The sequence below is a fragment of the Nocardioides piscis genome (genome assembly GCF_011300215.1).
GTDB lineage: Bacteria > Actinomycetota > Actinomycetes > Propionibacteriales > Nocardioidaceae > Nocardioides > Nocardioides piscis.
The window spans coordinates 439,038-454,489 of sequence record NZ_CP049866.1 but is presented as its reverse complement, the minus strand read 5'-3'; the positions used below and the strand labels follow the sequence as shown (position 1 = coordinate 454,489).

At 67.9% G+C, this 15,452-nt stretch carries 20 protein-coding genes and 3 tRNA genes; 21 read left to right on the top strand and 2 right to left on the bottom strand.

The annotated features are described in order from the left end of the window. The first annotated feature begins 11 nt into the window (after positions 1 to 11). From G7071_RS02345 to G7071_RS02315, 7 genes are all read left to right on the top strand, one after another. A tRNA-Thr gene (locus tag G7071_RS02345) sits at positions 12 to 84 on the top strand. A gap of 44 nt (positions 85 to 128) precedes the next feature. Then, positions 129 to 205 (top strand) — tRNA-Met (locus G7071_RS02340). A gap of 39 nt (positions 206 to 244) precedes the next feature. Further along, positions 245 to 415 (top strand): 50S ribosomal protein L33, encoded by a 171-nt coding sequence (gene rpmG, locus G7071_RS02335; protein ID WP_056887613.1) that lies wholly within the window; start codon positions 245 to 247, stop codon positions 413 to 415. Positions 416 to 480: 65 nt separating this feature from the next. Further along, the gene (locus G7071_RS02330; RefSeq protein ID WP_166314421.1) at positions 481 to 624 is read left to right on the top strand and encodes a hypothetical protein; all 144 of its coding nucleotides are present in this window, start codon (positions 481 to 483) and stop codon (positions 622 to 624) included. Next, the gene (locus G7071_RS02325; RefSeq protein ID WP_166314418.1) at positions 600 to 881 is read left to right on the top strand and encodes an FAS1-like dehydratase domain-containing protein; all 282 of its coding nucleotides are present in this window, start codon (positions 600 to 602) and stop codon (positions 879 to 881) included. Before G7071_RS02330 ends, G7071_RS02325 begins: the two co-directional genes overlap by 25 nt. Next, on the top strand, positions 878 to 1,282 hold the full coding sequence (locus tag G7071_RS02320) for a MaoC/PaaZ C-terminal domain-containing protein (protein WP_166314415.1): 405 nt from the start codon (positions 878 to 880) through the stop codon (positions 1,280 to 1,282). The genes G7071_RS02325 and G7071_RS02320 overlap by 4 nt, the downstream gene beginning before the upstream one ends. Then, complete coding sequence (locus tag G7071_RS02315) at positions 1,275 to 2,321, top strand: UDP-N-acetylmuramate dehydrogenase (RefSeq protein WP_166314412.1); 1,047 nt, start codon at positions 1,275 to 1,277, stop codon at positions 2,319 to 2,321. The genes G7071_RS02320 and G7071_RS02315 overlap by 8 nt, the downstream gene beginning before the upstream one ends. Positions 2,322 to 2,325: 4 nt before the next feature. On the opposite strand, the gene G7071_RS02310 is transcribed toward G7071_RS02315, so the two are convergent. Both G7071_RS02310 and G7071_RS02305 read right to left on the bottom strand, forming a co-directional pair. After that, complete coding sequence (locus tag G7071_RS02310) at positions 2,326 to 3,021, bottom strand: DUF4190 domain-containing protein (RefSeq protein WP_206062885.1); 696 nt, start codon at positions 3,019 to 3,021, stop codon at positions 2,326 to 2,328. Next, positions 3,018 to 4,055 (bottom strand): adenosine deaminase, encoded by a 1,038-nt coding sequence (locus G7071_RS02305; RefSeq protein ID WP_166314409.1) that lies wholly within the window; start codon positions 4,053 to 4,055, stop codon positions 3,018 to 3,020. The genes G7071_RS02310 and G7071_RS02305 overlap by 4 nt, the downstream gene beginning before the upstream one ends. 151 nt (positions 4,056 to 4,206) lie before the next feature. On the opposite strand from G7071_RS02305, the gene G7071_RS02300 reads away from it, so the two are divergent. The 14 genes from G7071_RS02300 (at position 4,207) to G7071_RS02235 (ending at position 15,452) form a co-directional block, all read left to right on the top strand. Next, positions 4,207 to 4,279 (top strand) — tRNA-Trp (locus G7071_RS02300). A 72-nt stretch (positions 4,280 to 4,351) separates the two neighbouring features. Further along, positions 4,352 to 4,609, top strand: coding sequence for a preprotein translocase subunit SecE (secE, locus tag G7071_RS02295; RefSeq protein ID WP_166314406.1), 258 nt, complete (start codon positions 4,352 to 4,354; stop codon positions 4,607 to 4,609). 86 nt (positions 4,610 to 4,695) lie between these two features. Beyond that, on the top strand, positions 4,696 to 5,508 hold the full coding sequence (nusG, locus tag G7071_RS02290; protein ID WP_166314403.1) for a transcription termination/antitermination protein NusG: 813 nt from the start codon (positions 4,696 to 4,698) through the stop codon (positions 5,506 to 5,508). Between the two features lie 73 nt (positions 5,509 to 5,581). Next, positions 5,582 to 6,010, top strand: a complete 429-nt coding sequence (gene rplK, locus G7071_RS02285; RefSeq protein WP_166314400.1) for a 50S ribosomal protein L11 — start codon at positions 5,582 to 5,584, stop codon at positions 6,008 to 6,010. 85 nt (positions 6,011 to 6,095) lie between these two features. Continuing rightward, the gene (rplA, locus tag G7071_RS02280; RefSeq protein ID WP_166314397.1) at positions 6,096 to 6,815 is read left to right on the top strand and encodes a 50S ribosomal protein L1; all 720 of its coding nucleotides are present in this window, start codon (positions 6,096 to 6,098) and stop codon (positions 6,813 to 6,815) included. 181 nt (positions 6,816 to 6,996) lie between these two features. Then, positions 6,997 to 7,851 carry an SCO4651 family lipoprotein gene (locus G7071_RS02275; protein WP_166314394.1) on the top strand — a complete coding sequence of 285 codons (855 nt, stop codon included), beginning with the start codon at positions 6,997 to 6,999 and terminating at the stop codon, positions 7,849 to 7,851. 298 nt (positions 7,852 to 8,149) lie between these two features. Then, positions 8,150 to 8,830, top strand: coding sequence for a 50S ribosomal protein L10 (gene rplJ, locus G7071_RS02270; RefSeq protein ID WP_166314391.1), 681 nt, complete (start codon positions 8,150 to 8,152; stop codon positions 8,828 to 8,830). Positions 8,831 to 8,917: 87 nt separating this feature from the next. Further along, positions 8,918 to 9,307, top strand: coding sequence for a 50S ribosomal protein L7/L12 (gene rplL / locus G7071_RS02265; protein WP_166314388.1), 390 nt, complete (start codon positions 8,918 to 8,920; stop codon positions 9,305 to 9,307). 270 nt (positions 9,308 to 9,577) lie between these two features. Next, positions 9,578 to 10,531: an ABC transporter ATP-binding protein gene (locus G7071_RS02260; RefSeq protein WP_166314385.1), complete on the top strand. Its 954-nt coding sequence runs from the start codon at positions 9,578 to 9,580 to the stop codon at positions 10,529 to 10,531. Positions 10,532 to 10,538: 7 nt separating this feature from the next. Then, positions 10,539 to 11,324: an MlaE family ABC transporter permease gene (locus tag G7071_RS02255; protein ID WP_166314382.1), complete on the top strand. Its 786-nt coding sequence runs from the start codon at positions 10,539 to 10,541 to the stop codon at positions 11,322 to 11,324. A gap of 4 nt (positions 11,325 to 11,328) precedes the next feature. After that, a complete protein-coding gene (locus G7071_RS02250) occupies positions 11,329 to 12,156 on the top strand; it encodes an MlaE family ABC transporter permease (protein ID WP_166314379.1) in 828 nt (275 codons plus the stop codon). 4 nt (positions 12,157 to 12,160) lie between these two features. After that, positions 12,161 to 13,450, top strand: coding sequence for an MCE family protein (locus tag G7071_RS02245; RefSeq protein ID WP_166314376.1), 1,290 nt, complete (start codon positions 12,161 to 12,163; stop codon positions 13,448 to 13,450). Further along, positions 13,450 to 14,490, top strand: coding sequence for an MCE family protein (locus G7071_RS02240; RefSeq protein ID WP_166314373.1), 1,041 nt, complete (start codon positions 13,450 to 13,452; stop codon positions 14,488 to 14,490). The genes G7071_RS02245 and G7071_RS02240 overlap by 1 nt, the downstream gene beginning before the upstream one ends. Next, positions 14,487 to 15,452, top strand: a complete 966-nt coding sequence (locus tag G7071_RS02235) for an MCE family protein (RefSeq protein ID WP_166314370.1) — start codon at positions 14,487 to 14,489, stop codon at positions 15,450 to 15,452. The genes G7071_RS02240 and G7071_RS02235 overlap by 4 nt, the downstream gene beginning before the upstream one ends.

Sequence of the window (15,452 nt, the reverse complement as noted above, 5' to 3'; positions counted from 1 at the left end):
TCTCCGTCGTTGCCCCTTTAGCTCAGTCGGCAGAGCGTCTCCATGGTAAGGAGAAGGTCTACGGTTCGATTCCGTAAAGGGGCTCTGGGTTGGAGCATCGTCATAGGATGGCGGAGCCCCTGCCTGGCGGCGGGGTAGCTCAGGTGGTTAGAGCACACGGCTCATAATCGTGGTGTCGCGGGTTCGAGTCCCGCCCCCGCTACCAAAACCCTCGAACGATCAAGCAAACGACGAAGGACTTCCCGTGGCCAGCAAGAGCTCTGACGTTCGCCCCAAGATCACGCTCGCGTGCGTCGATTGCAAGGAGCGGAACTACATCACCAAGAAGAACCGCCGCAACGACCCCGACCGCATCGAGCTGAAGAAGTTCTGTCCGCGCTGTCGCACCCACACCGCGCACCGCGAGACCCGCTGACCTTCTGCTTTCGATGTTGACCCGGCACAACATGTGCCGGGTCGACGTCATTTAGGCTCGCACCCATGCCGGTCGACCAGTCCTTGGTGGGACGCGAGTTCCCCCCCACCCCTGCGGTCGAGGTGACCGCCGACGCCGTGGACGCGTTCGCGCGCGCCCTCGGCGCCTCGTCGACGGGGGCCGCGTGCCCCCGACCTATCCGATCGTGATCGCCTTCGAGGCGATGCAGGCGTTCCTGGCCGCCGAGCAGGTCGACCTCGTCCGGATCGTCCACGGGGAGCAGCGCTTCGCCTACGAGCGCCCGATCCGCGTCGGCGACCGGCTCAGTGCCACCTTGAGCGTCGCGAGCGTCCGACAGATCGGTGGCGCCGACATCATCGGCACCAGAAGCGCCATCCATGACGCCTCCGGCGCCCTGGTCTGTATGGCGAAGGCCACCCTGGTCCACACCGGCGGGCCGGCATGAGGCCCGGCCACGAGTTCGAGGCCCAGACCTATCGCCTCACCCGCGCCGACCTGCTCGCCTATGCCGCCGCGAGCGGTGACCCCAACCCCATCCACCAGGACGAGGACATCGCCCGCAGCGTCGGCCTGCCGGGCGTCATCGCCCACGGAATGCTCACGCTGGGACTCGCGGGCAGGGCCGTGGCGACCTGGACCGACGACGCCGAGGTGGTCGAGCTGGGCTGCAAGTTCACCCACCCGGTCGTGGTGCCCGCCGACACAGGCGTCGACGTCGTCGTGGCGGGCACGGTGAAGTCGGTGACCGACGACCTGGTCATGATCGCGCTCGAGGTGACCTGCGGCGGCGAGAAGGTGCTGACGATGCCCAGGGCCACCGTTCGTCGTGTGACCACCAGTGGCTGAGCGGCTGGCCGACCACACGACCCTGCGGCTGGGTGGACCGGCGCGCGAGTGGGTCCGGGCGACGACCGAGTCCGAGGTCATCGACGCGGTCGCGAGCGCCGACGAGGCCGGCACGCCGGTGCTGGTCCTGGGCGGCGGCTCCAACCTCGTGGTGGCCGACGCCGGTTTCGAGGGTCGCGTGGTCGAGATCGCCACCCGCGGGATCAGCGCCGACGCCGACTCGCCGGACGACCTGGCCTGCCTGGGCGCGGTCACGGTGACGGCCGCGGCAGGGGAGAGCTGGGACGAGCTGGTCGCCACCGCCGTCGAGCGGGGATGGGTCGGCGTCGAGGCGCTCTCCGGCATCCCCGGCAGTGTCGGAGCGACCCCGATCCAGAACGTCGGCGCCTACGGCCAGGACGTCTCCCAGACCATCGCGTCGGTCCGGGTCTGGGACCGGGTGCTCAAGGGTGTGCGCACCTTCGCCGTCGCCGACTGCGGGTTCGGCTATCGCACGAGCCGGTTCAAGGCCGACCCCGGTCGACACGTCGTGCTCGAGGTCAGGTTCCTGCTCAAGCAGGGGACGCTCGGGGCGCCGGTCGAGTACGCCGAGCTCGCGCGCACCCTGGGCATCGAGGTCGCGCAGCGGGCCTCGCTGGACGAGGTGCGGGCTGCCGTGCTGGCGCTCCGGGCAGGCAAGGGCATGGTCCTCGACCCGGCCGACCACGACACGTGGAGCGCAGGATCGTTCTTCACCAACCCGGCGCTGACCCCCGAGCAGGCAGCAGCACTGCCCGAGGAGGCGCCGCGCTGGCCGCAGCCCGACGGGACCGTGAAGTCCAGCGCGGCCTGGCTGATCCAGCAGGCCGGCTTCGACCGGGGCTATCCCGCCGGGGCCAGGGTGTCCCTGTCGACCAAGCACGCCCTGGCCCTCACCAACCGTGGCTCGGCCACCACCGAGGAGCTGCTGGGCCTGGCCCGGGTCGTGCGCGAGGGCGTGGAGCGGGCCTTCGGCATCCGGCTCGAGAACGAGCCGGTGCTCGTCGGCTGCGCGATCTAGCGGGTCAGAACATCGGGTCGGAGGAGGACGAGTAGCCCTCCTGCGGGTCATAGCTCATGTCCGACATGTCGTTGCTGGCTGCGAGGCCCACGGTGATGAGGACGGCGAGACCCAGGGCGATCAGCACCAGTAGCGCGGTGCCGATCATGCCCATGATCCGGCCGGCCTGCGCCTGCTCCCGTCCGGAGTAGCGACCCGGAGCGGCGTCGATCTCCTTGACCGCGCGGCCGCCGACCATCCAGGCGAACGGCGCGAGCAGGATCGGGATGCCGCAGATGAACATGCCGGCCAGGGCTCCGATGCCCAGGAGCATGGCCGTGGTCGCCGACGGGTGCGGGGGTGCGACCTGACCGCCGTACGGCGCCTGCCCGTAGGGGGCCTGGCCATAGGGCTGCTGCCCGTACGGGGCCTGGCCGTAAGGCGGCTGCTGCTGGCCGTACGGGGCCTGGCCGTAGGGCGGCTGCTGCTGGCCGTAGGGGGCCTGGCCATAGGGCGGGTATGGCGACTGCGAGCCCTCGCCCGTGGGCTGGCCCCAGCCCGGCTGGGCCGGCTGGTCCTGCGCATAGGGGTTGGTCGGGGTGTCAGGGCCCGACCGCGACGGGTCGGGCTGGCCCTGGGGTTGCTGAGGGTCCTGGGGTTGCTCCGGCTTGGGCCAGTTGGGGTCGTAGGGGTTGCTCGGCGGCTCGGCAGGTGGCGTCACGCGGGCATCATCGCAGGTCCTGCGGCGAGCCACGCGTCGATGTCGGCCATCGCCCGCGCGACCACCTCCGCGGGCGCCCGCGAGGCGACGAACGAGCTGCGCGCCAGTCCTGCCAGCGTGGCGTCGTCGAGGTCGTGCGCGGCCCTCATCGTGGCGTACTGCCCGGCGAGTCGGGAGCCGAACAGCAGCGGGTCGTCGGCGCCGAGGGCGATGGTCGCCCCGGCCTCGATGAGCTCGGGCAGCGGGACGGAGGTGAGGTCGGAATACACGCCGAGTGCGACGTTGGAGACGGGGCAGACCTCCAGCGCCACACCTGCCTCGACGATGCGCGCCAACAGCTCAGGGTCCTCGGCCGCGCGCACCCCGTGGCCGAGCCGGTCGGCACGGAGCTGGGTGAGGCACGTCGCGACGTGCTCGGGACCGCGCAGCTCGCCGCCGTGCGGGGCGAGCAGCAGGCCCGCTCGTTCGGCGATCGCGAAGGCGGGGGCGAAGTCGGCGGTGCGACCGCGGCGCTCGTCGTTGGAGAGCCCGAAGCCGATCACCCCCCGATCGGCATACTGCGCCGCCAGTCGCGCCAGGGTGCGCGCATCCAGCGGATGTCGGGTCCGGTTGGCGGCGATGACGACCGCGATGCCGAGCCCGGTGCGGTCGGCGGCGTCGCGGACGCAGTCCAGGACGAGGTCGGTGAAGGCGGTGATGCCACCGAAGCGCCCCGCATAGCCACTGGGGTCGACCTGGATCTCGAGCCAACGGCCGCCGTCGGCCACGTCGTCCTGCGCGGCCTCGAGCACCAGTCGACGTACGTCGTCGTGGGTGCGGAGCACCGACCGGGCCACGTCATAGAGGCGCTGGAACCGGAACCAGCCCTTCTCGTCGGCGGCCGAGAGCTGCGGGGGCCAGTCCTCCGCGAGGCCGTCCGGGAGGACGATGCCGTCGCGCGCCGCCAGCTCGAGCAGGGTCTCGTGGCGCATCGAGCCGGTGAAGTGCAGGTGGAGATGGGCCTTGGGCAGAGTTCGCACGTCCCGGTGGCCCATGTCGTGCATCGTAGGCACCTCGTCTTCCGTGCCGCGCCCGACTGCCGGTTCGACGTCCTCGGGGCCTGCCCCGTATGCTTCGGGTTTGGTGGTTCGCGCCATTTGCTTCGTGCTGCCCGTCCGCGGGTCGCACACGCGGCGTGGTCACCGAAGGGCACTAGCTCAACTGGCAGAGCATCGGTCTCCAAAACCGAAGGTTGGGGGTTCAAGTCCCTCGTGCCCTGCAAGAACCGCAACACCCCTGAGGCAATCCAGCAGACAACCAGCCAGCAGACAACAAGGAGAAGGTGGCCGACGTGTCGGACTCCAGTGCAGTCCACGAGTCACGCGAGGACTCGCGGCGTGACGACGGCAAGCGCACCGGCCCCGCCACCTTCTACCGCCAGGTCGTGGCCGAGCTCCGCAAGGTCGTGTGGCCCACGCAGGAGCAGCTGGTCACCTACTTCCTGGTGGTGATGGTCTTCGTCCTCGCGATGATGGCGTTCGTCGCAGTCCTCGACGTGGCGTTCGGCAAGCTCGTGTTCGCCCTGTTCGCCGGCGACACCGCCCAGTGATCGGGTCCCCTTCCTGACCTGCGCACCACCAGTCCACCGACCGGTCAGACCGGTCGCACCCAGCAGAGACAAGTTCGGAGCATCACGTGTCGGATCAGTACGACTCCTCGGATGAGAACGAGGCCCTCGAGGTCACCGAGTCCCCCGAAGCGCCCCTGGCCCCAGAGGCCGGCGACGGCGCCGAGGCGACCCAGGACGAGTCCGTGACGGCCGAGGACGTGACCGCCGAGGACGAGACCGCCGAGGACGAGACCGCGGAGGAGCCGGCTGCCGACGACCCGCTGGAGGCGTTCCGGCGCGAGCTGTGGGCCAAGCCCGGTGAGTGGTACGTCGTGCACACCTACTCCGGCATGGAGAAGCGGGTCAAGCAGAACCTCGAGAACCGCATCATCTCGTTGAACATGGAGGACTACATCCACGAGATCGTGGTCCCCACCGAAGAGGTCGCCGAGATCAAGAACGGTCAGCGCAAGATGGTCACGCGCACCGTTCTCCCGGGCTACGTCCTGGTCCGGATGGACCTCACCGACGAGTCCTGGTCCGCCGTACGCCACACGCCTTCTGTGACCGGCTTCGTCGGCCACAGCCACGAGCCCGTCCCGCTCAGCATGTCCGAGGTCGAGGACATGCTCGCCCCGGCCGTCGTCGCGGTGGCCGAGGCCGAGGCCGCTGCTGCTGCGGGGGACACCTCGGGCAACGCGCCCGGCGTCAAGAAGCCGGTCGAGGTGGCCGACTTCGACGTCTCCGACTCCGTGATGGTGGTCGACGGACCGTTCGCCACGCTCCACGCGACGATCACCGAGATCAACGCGGAGTCCCAGAGGGTCAAGGCCCTCGTCGAGATCTTCGGCCGGGAGACCCCGGTCGAGCTGAGCTTCAGCCAGATCCAGAAGGTCTGAGGCTCACAGCACCACCAGGTAGTAGTGGCAGGGGGTGTCGCCCCCGTCATGACCACACGAGAGAGAGAACGAAATGCCTCCCAAGAAGAAGATCGCTGCGCTCGTCAAGGTGCAGCTGCAGGCCGGGTCAGCTACTCCGGCTCCGCCGGTCGGTACCGCCCTCGGTCCCCACGGCGTCAACATCATGGACTTCTGCAAGGCCTACAACGCGCAGACCGAGTCGATGCGCGGCAACGTGATCCCCGTCGAGATCACGATCTATGAGGACCGGTCCTTCACCTTCATCACGAAGACGCCGCCTGCGGCGGAGCTGATCAAGAAGGCCGCCGGTCTGAAGAAGGGCTCGGGCGTCCCGCACAAGGAGAAGGTCGGCAAGCTGACCAAGGACCAGGTGCGCGAGATCGCGACGACCAAGCTGCCCGACCTCAACGCCAACGACATCGACGCCGCGATGAAGATCGTCGAGGGCACCGCCCGATCCATGGGCGTCACCACCGACTGAGTCTCGCATCCGGCGAGCAACACCCGTGGCAGAGCCGCGCTGGCTCATTCACGACCACACTCTTCAGACACAAAGGGGACTTCCCATGCAGCGCAGCAAGACCTACCGCGCGGCGGCCGAGACGTTCAACCAGGACGAGCTCTACGCCCCGCTGACCGCCATCAAGATCGCCAAGGGCGGCTCGAAGAAGAAGTTCGACGAGACCGTTGACGTCGTCATGCGACTCGGCGTCGACCCGCGCAAGGCCGACCAGATGGTCCGTGGCACCGTCAACCTCCCGCACGGCACCGGCAAGACCGCCCGCGTGCTCGTGTTCGCCAACGCCGAGAAGGCCGATGCTGCCCGCGAGGCCGGCGCCGACTTCGTCGGTGGCGACGAGCTGATCGAGAAGGTCAACGGAGGCTGGCTCGACTTCGACGCCGTCGTCGCGACCCCCGACATGATGGGCAAGGTCGGCCGGCTCGGTCGCGTCCTCGGCCCGCGCTCGCTCATGCCCAACCCGAAGACGGGCACGGTGACGCCCGACGTGGCCAAGGCCGTGGCCGACATCAAGGGCGGTAAGATCGAGTTCCGCGTCGACCGGCACTCCAACCTGCACTTCATCATCGGCAAGGCCTCCTTCTCCGAGACCCAGCTCGCGGAGAACTACGCCGCCGCCCTCGAGGAGGTGCTGCGTCTCAAGCCGTCCAGCTCCAAGGGCCGCTACATCAAGAAGGTCACCGTCTCCACGACGATGGGCCCCGGCGTCCAGGTCGACCCCAACCGCACCAAGAACGTCGCGTCCGAGGACGAGTCGCAGGGCTGAACCAGCCCGCGTCCACGCCCGGTCACCGTTCGCGGTGACCGGGCGTGTCCCATTTGCTGCGCGTGTGCCAGTCCCCGGTCAGCCTGTGGCGGGTTTCACGCCAGGTGGCACAGTGGGCATGCGTTTGTCCGCAGCTGCCCGGGGTATGCCGAGGTGCAGTCCCCCACGTGAAGGAGCCACCATGGCCCGCCCGTCCTTGGCCCGCCGTCTCGGCGCAGCCACCCTGTTCACCACGTTGGCCCTCTCGGTCGCTGCCTGCGGCGGCGACGACGGCTCGGCCACCGACGCGGGCTCCAGCGCCAGCGAGGAGTCCGAGCAGCCGGAGTCCGAGGAGTCGGCGGAGTCGGAGGGGTCCTCCGGTGAGGTTCCCGAGCTGTCGGCAGAAGAGTTCTATCCCGCCGTCATGGGGGCCCTCGAGGACGCCGAGACCTTCGCCTTCTCGACCACCACGACCGGCGCCGGCGCCGAGAACGCGGTGTCCGGGGTGATGCGCTGGGCCGAGGACGGACTGGAGATGAAGGCCTCGAGCACCGGCGCGCAGGCCTTCGACATGATCGTGAGCGACAAGGTCATGTACATCGAGAGCTCCCTGGTGGGTTCGCCCGACGGGAAGAAGTGGATCAAGGTCGACCTCAGCGACCCCAACAGCCTGTTCGGCCAGCTCGGCAAGACGCTCGACCCGACCACGATGTTCAAGGCCATGTCGAGCCCCAAGGAGCTCGAGGTGCTGGGCTCGGAGGAGATCGCCGGCGTCGAGACCAACCAGTATCGCGTCGTGATGGACACCGCCGAGTTCACCAAGGCGCTGGACATGCCCCAGGAGATGCTGGGGTCGATGCCCGACGAGATCGCCACGTTGATGTGGGTCGACGCCGACAACCGGCCGCACAAGTTCACCCAGGAGATCGAGATCCCCGGGCCTGGAGGCAAGCCGGTTGCGACCAGGGTGGAGGGCACCTACTCCGACTTCGGAGTCGACGTGGACATCGAGGTGCCCCCGGCATCCGAGGTCGGCACCATGCCCGGCATGAGCTGACGCTCCCGCAGAGCTGACGCACGAGCGGTCGGTCCCGCCAGGGGCCGACCGCTCGTGGTCTGCCGAGGCCGGCGATTTGTCCGCACCAGCGCTCCTGCGTAGTCTTGCGCTCGAAACCAGAGACCGCCGGTTGTCGACGGGCATCAGCCCCGAGATCGAAGGTTCCGCCTCACAGCGGACGTCCAGCGCAGGTGGGAGCAAGACTCGCACACATGTGAGTCCACGCCCCGAGCCTGTGCTCGGGGCGTTCGTCGTCTGACGGGGCCGACGCCGGGGGTCGACATCCGGAAGGAGACCCATGGCGCGGCCAGAAAAGACTGCTGCCGTTGCGGAGATCGTTGAGTCGTTCAACGAGGCCGCCGGTGCTGTGCTGACCGAATACCGCGGGCTCACCGTGAAGCAGCTGCAGGACCTGCGGCGCTCACTCGGCGAGAACGCCAACTACGCCGTGGTCAAGAACACGCTTGCCAAGATTGCTGCCACCGAGGTGGGAATCGAAGGCTTCGATGACCTGCTCACCGGCCCCACGGCCATCGCCTTCATCAATGGAGACGTGGTCGAGGCAGCCAAGGGTCTGCGTGACTTTGCCAAGGCAAACCCCGCTCTTGTCATCAAGGGCGGTGTCCTGGACGGCAAGTCCCTCGACGCTGCAGAGGTCGCCAAGCTGGCCGACCTCGAGTCGCGTGAGGTGCTGCTGGGCAAGCTCGCGGGCGGCATGCTCGCCTCGCTGTCCCAGGCCGTCTACCTCCTCAACGCCCCGCTCGCCCAGGTCGCCCGGCTCGCCGGCGCCCTGGAGACGAAGGCGACCGAGGACCCCTCGATCCTCGCAGGTGGTGCCGGCACGCCGGCCGCTGCCGAGGAGACCCCGGCTGCCGAGGAAGCCGCCCCCGCCGAGGAGCCCGAGGCCGCTGCGGATGCAGCTGCCGAGGCCACCGAGGTCGAGGCGACCGACGAGGCGACCGAGTCCACCGAAGCCTGACCGGGCCGACGTACACCACCTGAAACCCACCCTTATTCACACGGCCGGGGAACACGAACCGGTCACCCAACGGAAGGAAACGCCACCATGGCGAAGCTCACCACCGACGAGTTGCTCGACGCGTTCAAGGAAATGACCCTCATCGAGCTCTCCGAGTTCGTCAAGCAGTTCGAGGAGACCTTCGGCGTCACCGCTGCCGCTCCCGTCGCCGTCGCCGCCGCTCCGGCTGCCGGTGGCGCCGGTGCTGGCGAGGAGGCCGCTGCGCAGGACGAGTTCGACGTCGTGCTCGAGGCCGCTGGCGACAAGAAGATCAACGTCATCAAGGAGGTGCGCGCCCTCACCAGCCTCGGCCTGAAGGAGGCGAAGGACCTCGTTGAGGCCGCCCCCAAGCCGATCCTGGAGAAGGTCGACAAGGCTGCCGCTGACAAGGCGAAGGAGGCCCTCGAGGCCGCCGGCGCCACCGTCACCGTCAAGTGACCTGATCGGCTCACGCCGATCCTCGCCGGAGGGCGACCACCCGAGAGGGTGGTCGCCCTTCGTGCATTTCGCGCCTGCTCGCTCCCTTCTGGTCAAGCGTGTTCATTTCGTTTCGCGATCCAGACGAGACGTAGACCACGTTCGGGCGTAACCTCACCGCCAGTGAACAGTTGATACCGAGGAGTAACGCTGGCACTCGAACGCGAATGGGGAGCGCGTCGGTTGCGGCGGAGCCGTGCGGGTCCGATAGAGCACAAGGGAGATTGCGTCATGGGCGTGGAGATCAAGGTCGATGGCCTCACCAAGTCTTTCGGCAAACAGGTGATCTGGCGCGACGTGACGCTCACGATCCCGGCCGGCGAGGTGTCGGTCATGCTCGGCCCCTCGGGCACGGGCAAGTCGGTCTTCCTCAAGAGCCTGATCGGGCTGATCAAGCCGGAGCAGGGTTCGATCCTGATCGAGGGCACGGACATCGCCAGCTGCCCCGAGCGTGAGCTCTACGAGATCCGCAAGCTCTTCGGCGTGCTGTTCCAGGACGGCGCGATGTTCGGCTCGATGAACCTCTTCGACAACGTCGCCTTCCCCCTGCGCGAGCACACGAAGAAGTCCGAGAGCGAAGTGCGCAACATCGTCATGGAGAAGATGGACCTCGTCGGCCTGGTCGGAGCCGAGGACAAGCTGCCGGGCGAGATCTCCGGCGGCATGCGCAAGCGCGCCGGCCTGGCCCGTGCGCTCGTGCTGGACCCCGAGATCCTCCTGATCGACGAGCCCGACTCCGGCCTCGACCCGGTCCGCACGTCCTTCATCAACCAGCTGTTCATCGACCTCAACGCCCAGATCGACGCGACGTTCCTCATCGTCACCCACGACATCAACAGCACCCGGACCGTGCCCGACAACATCGGACTGCTCTACCACAAGCACCTCGCCATGTTCGGTCCCCGCGAGATGCTTCTCAGCTCCGAGGAGCCGGTCGTGCGCCAGTTCCTCAACGCCCAGACCGTCGGCCCCATCGGCATGTCCGAGGAGAAGGACGCCGACGAGCTCGAGGCCGAGAAGGACCTCGAGATGCCGCCGCTTCCTCCGATCCCGCTCCAGCTCGAGCCCTCCAGCGGCATCCCCCGCCGCCACCAGCGCCCGCCGGGGGAGTGGTGCAAGGAGAACGGCGTGACGCCGCCTCCCGGCTCCTTCGAGAGCACGACTGCCGGCGCGATCGGAGCCTGATCCGACCGTGGCCTCCCTGACCGCTTCCCGGGCGCTCGCCCCGATCGGGACCGCAGGCAAGCTCTTTGCCTTCGCTCTCGACGTCGGACGCGCGCTGTTCCGACGACCGTTCCAGCTGCGCGAGTTCCTGCAGCAGGCCTGGTTCATCGCCTCGGTGACGATCGTCCCCACGGCGCTGGTGGCCATCCCCTTCGGAGCGGTCATCGCTCTTCAGGTGGGTGGGCTAATCAAGCAGTTCGGCGCCCAGTCGTTCACCGGCTCCGCATCGGTGCTGGCCGTGATCCAACAGGCAGCCCCCATCGGCACGGCCCTGCTGATCGCGGGGGCCGGCGGCTCGGCCATCGCGGCCGACCTCGGAGCCCGCAAGATCCGCGAAGAGCTCGACGCGATGATGGTGCTGGGCATCGACCCGATCCAGCGACTCGTCGTACCCCGTGTCCTGGCCTGCATGCTCGTGGCGTTCTTCCTCAACGGCATGGTCAGCGTCGTCGGGGTGGCGGGCGGATACGTCTTCAACGTGATCCTGCAGGACGGCACCCCGGGCGCCTACATCGCGAGCTTCACGGCCCTGGCCCAGCTGCCCGACCTCTACATCGGGCTGCTCAAGGCGATCATCTTCGGCCTGATCGCCGCCATCGTGGCGTCCTACAAGGGGATGAACGCCAACGGCGGCCCGAAGGGCGTCGGCGACGCGGTCAACGAGTCGGTCGTGATCACGTTCCTGCTGCTGTTCGTCGTCAACTTCGTCCTGAGCATGATCTACCTCCAGGTAGTTCCCCCGAAGACGGGTTGAGGACATGGCCAACCTGAAGAGCATCTACCAGAAGCCCCTGGGCACCCTCGACGAGCTGGGCGGCCAGCTGGCCTTCCACCTGGGCGTCCTGCGAGCGATCCCGCGCTCGGTCACCCACTACCCCAAGGAGATCCTGCGGATCCTGGCCGAGGTCACCCTCGGGTCCGGGGCCCTGGCGGTCATCGGCGGGACGGTCGGCGTCATCCTCGGGATGACCTTCTTCACCGGCGCGCAGGTGGGCCTGTCGGGCTATGCCGCCCTCAACCAGCTCGGGACCGCTGCGTTCGCCGGCTTCGTGTCGGCCTACTTCAACACCCGCGAGATCGCGCCGCTGGTGGCCGGCATCGCCCTCGCCGCCACCGTGGGTTGCGGCTTCACCGCGCAGCTCGGAGCGATGCGGATCTCGGAGGAGATCGACGCCCTCGAGGTGATGGCGATCCCGTCGATGCCGTTCCTGGTGGCGACCCGGGTCGTCGGCGGCCTGATCGCGATCATCCCCCTCTACGTCGTGGGGCTGTTGTCGTCGTACTTCGCCAGCCGGCTCGTGGTGACCACGGTCTATGGCCAGTCCACCGGCACCTACGACCACTACTTCAACGCGTTCCTGCCACCGGGTGACGTCCTGTGGTCCTTCGGCAAGGTGCTGGTCTTCGCCGTCACGGTGATCCTGATCCACTGCTACCACGGCTTCACCGCCTCCGGCGGGCCTGCAGGTGTGGGAGTGGCGGTCGGACGCGCAGTCCGGACGAGCATCGTGGCGATCAACGTGATCGACCTGTTCCTCTCGATGGCGATCTGGGGCACCAACGCCACTGTCCGATTGGCGGGGTGAGGCAATGAATCCGCTGGCCAACCACAAGGTGCTCGGAGTCGTCTTCCTCGCTCTCCTCCTGGGGAGCGTCTGGGTCTCCTACGGCGTCTTCACCAAGAAGTTCACCGACTACGACGAGGTCGAGCTGAAGACCTCGAACATCGGTCTCCAGCTGCCCATGCGCGCAGACGTGAAGATCCGCGGCGTCCAGGTCGGCGAGGTGATCGAGATCGACTCCGAGGCCGACGGCGCCACGGTGACGCTGGGGCTCTATCCCGACATGCGCGAGACGGTCCCGGCCAACGTCACGGGCTCCATCGTCCCCAAGACCCTCTTCGGCGAGAAGTACGTCTCCCTGATCGTGCCCGACGAGCCGTCCCCCGACCCGATCAAGATCAACGACGTGATCGACCGCACCGATGTGTCCACCGAGGTCGAGCAGGTCCTCAATGACCTCTACCCGCTCCTGGTGGCGGTGCAGCCGGCGGAGATCAACATGACGCTCAACGCGATCGCCACCGCACTCGAAGGTCGCGGCGACCAGCTGGGCAACAACCTCGAGACCGTCGACAGCTATCTCAAGCGGTTCAATCCCGAGATCCCGGCCCTGGTGGAAGACCTGCGCCTGACCGGTCAGGTCTCCGACATCTATGCCGACGTGCTGCCCGAGGTCGCCACGATCCTGCGCAACACCATCACCACTACGCAGACCCTCGAGGGCCGCGAGGACAAGCTGAACGCGCTCTACACCGACGTCGGCGCCTTCTCGGCGACCGCGGACCGTTTCCTGACCGACAACGGAGACAACATGATCAGGCTCGGCGAGGTGAGCCAGCAGCAGCTCGAGGTGTTCGCTCGCTACTCCCCGCAGTACCCCTGCCTGCTCGGCGGCATCGTCAACGCCGGCGCCCTGCAGGCAGAGGCATTCCGAGGCTTCACCCTGCACATCGTCCTGGAGACCCTGCCGACGCAGCCGCGCGGTTATGGGCCCCAGGACCGTCCGACCTTCGGCGACAAGAGCGGCCCGACCTGCGGTCGGCTGCCCAACCCGCCCTGGAGCCAGGAGAACCCGGTGACCCGCCAGCCCAACTTCGTCGACGGCGTCGACGAGCCGACCGGCAAGGGCACGTCCCGCGCCGCCACGGGCTGGGACCGGGGCGCTGGCTACCCCGGCAGTCGCGCCGAGTCGGCGTTCATGAAGGGGCTGCTCGGCCCGGCCATCGGTACGACCTCGGAGGACGTGCCCGACCTGGGCGTGCTCCTCGTCGCCCCCATGGCCCGCGGAGCAACTGTCAGCATCGGGGAGGAGGACTGATGCCACGCGCAGGACTGGACAAGAAGACGAGCGCGGACCTCGTCCGTCTCCTCATCTTCATCGTCGTCACCTCGATGGCCACTGCTGTGCTCGTCGTCCTCGTCGGCAACCTCAACTTCGCCTCGACCCGTGACTACAAGGCCGTCTTCACCGAGGCCACCGGGCTCGTGAAGGGCGACGACATCCGCGTCGCCGGCGTCAAGGTCGGGACCGTCAAGGACGTCGAGATCACCGAGCGGACCCGGGCTCTGGTCAGCTTCACCGTGGCTGACGCCACCCAGGTCAACGGCGGCACCTTCGCGAGGATCAAGTATCGCAACCTCGTCGGACAGCGCTACATCTCGCTCACCCAGGACGTCGGCGACTCCGGTCGGTTGCCCGAGGGCGCGACGATCCCTGTCGACCGCACCCAGCCGGCGCTGGACCTGACCGTGCTGTTCAACGGGTTCAAGCCGCTGTTCCGGGCGTTGTCGCCCGCCGACATCAACAAGCTCTCCTACGAGCTCATCCAGGTCTTCCAGGGCGAGGGCGGCACCCTCGAAGGACTCCTCGCGAGCACGGCCTCGGTCACCGACACCCTGGCGGACCGCGACCAGCTCATCGGCGACCTGATCGAGAACCTCAACCAGGTGCTGGTGCACATCGGCGACCGCGACGAGCAGCTGTCGCGCCTGATCAGCTCGTTCCGGCAGCTCATCGGTGGCCTCAAGGACGACCGCCAGGCGATCCTCGGATCCCTCGAGGGCATCTCCGACCTGTCGGTGGAGACCGCGAGCCTCCTCCAGGGGATTCGCCGGCCGTTCGTGCAGGACATCAAGCAGCTGCGAGCGGTCGCGGGCAACATCGACAAGAACAAGGCCGAGCTCGACCGCGCGCTGCAGGTGCTGCCGATCAAGCTGGAGAAGGTGGGTCGTACGGCGATCTACGGCTCTTGGTTCAACTTCTATCTGTGCGAGTTCCAGGGACGCGTCAAGCTCCCGGGCGGAGTCAACGTGCCAGTGAGCTACCAGACCGGTTCTGACAGGTGTGATCTCGGATGAGCACCTCGTTCCGCGACCGCAACCCGGTCATCATCGGCGCGATCAGCCTCGCCATGATCGCGGCGTCACTCGTGCTGGCCTTCCGGGCCGACGACCTGCCGCTGATCGGCGGCGGTGACACCTACTACGCCGCCTTCGCCGAGTCAGGAGGCCTCAAGCCCGACGACGAGGTCCGGATCGCCGGCGTCCGGGTCGGCAAGGTGGACTCCGTCGAGCTCGAGGGAGACCACGTGAAGGTGGCCTTCAAGGTCGACTCGGGCGAGGCATTCGGTCCGGACACCAACGCGGCGATCAAGGTCAAGACGCTGCTCGGGGCGATGTATCTCTCGCTCGAGCCGGCCGGTCCCGGGCAGATGAAGGAGGAGGCGACCATCCCTGTCGAGCGGACGTCGTCGCCGTACGACGTCGTCGAGGCCTTCGAGGGCCTGGCCTCGACGACCGAGCAGATCGACACCGATCAGCTGGCGGAGGCCATGACCACCATGGCCGACCTGACCCGCAACACCCCGGACGAGTTCAGGGCAGCCCTCGACGGCGTGACCCGACTGTCGGCCAACGTCGCGGCTCGCGACGCCGAGATCAACACGCTGCTGGTCAACCTCGAGAAGGTCTCACGCGTGCTCGACGAGCGCGACCAGGACATCATCGCCCTGATGCGCGACGCCGACATCCTCTTCCGCGCGCTGGTGAGCCGGCGCGAGGCGATCCATGACCTGCTCGTCTCGACGTCGACGCTCTCACAAGAGCTGACGCTGCTGGTCCGCCAGAGCCGCGCCGACCTCAAGCCCGCACTCACCCACCTGGAGAGCGTCGTCAACGTGCTGAACAAGAACGAGGACAATCTCGACAACAGCCTGCGCCTGATGGCGCCCTTCTACACGGTCTTCGCCAACACCCTGGGCAACGGGCCGTGGTTCGACACCTACATCTACAACATGCCTCCGGCACCCCAGGTGGGATGA

Bases quoted from the DNA above. Each gene is read 5' to 3' on its own strand.
- G7071_RS02260 (WP_166314385.1), top strand. From the start codon at position 9,578: ATGGGCGTGGAGATCAAGGTCGATGGCCTCACCAAGTCTTTCGGCAAA.
- G7071_RS02275 (WP_166314394.1), top strand. From the start codon at position 6,997: ATGGCCCGCCCGTCCTTGGCCCGCCGTCTCGGCGCAGCCACCCTGTTC.
- G7071_RS02235 (WP_166314370.1), top strand. From the start codon at position 14,487: ATGAGCACCTCGTTCCGCGACCGCAACCCGGTCATCATCGGCGCGATC.
- G7071_RS02330 (WP_166314421.1), top strand. From the start codon at position 481: ATGCCGGTCGACCAGTCCTTGGTGGGACGCGAGTTCCCCCCCACCCCT.
- rplK (WP_166314400.1), top strand. From the start codon at position 5,582: ATGCCTCCCAAGAAGAAGATCGCTGCGCTCGTCAAGGTGCAGCTGCAG.
- G7071_RS02245 (WP_166314376.1), top strand. From the start codon at position 12,161: ATGAATCCGCTGGCCAACCACAAGGTGCTCGGAGTCGTCTTCCTCGCT.
- G7071_RS02250 (WP_166314379.1), top strand. From the start codon at position 11,329: ATGGCCAACCTGAAGAGCATCTACCAGAAGCCCCTGGGCACCCTCGAC.
- rplJ (WP_166314391.1), top strand. From the start codon at position 8,150: ATGGCGCGGCCAGAAAAGACTGCTGCCGTTGCGGAGATCGTTGAGTCG.
- G7071_RS02305 (WP_166314409.1), bottom strand. From the start codon at position 4,055: ATGGGCCACCGGGACGTGCGAACTCTGCCCAAGGCCCATCTCCACCTG.
- G7071_RS02320 (WP_166314415.1), top strand. From the start codon at position 878: ATGAGGCCCGGCCACGAGTTCGAGGCCCAGACCTATCGCCTCACCCGC.
- rplA (WP_166314397.1), top strand. From the start codon at position 6,096: ATGCAGCGCAGCAAGACCTACCGCGCGGCGGCCGAGACGTTCAACCAG.
- rplL (WP_166314388.1), top strand. From the start codon at position 8,918: ATGGCGAAGCTCACCACCGACGAGTTGCTCGACGCGTTCAAGGAAATG.
- G7071_RS02240 (WP_166314373.1), top strand. From the start codon at position 13,450: ATGCCACGCGCAGGACTGGACAAGAAGACGAGCGCGGACCTCGTCCGT.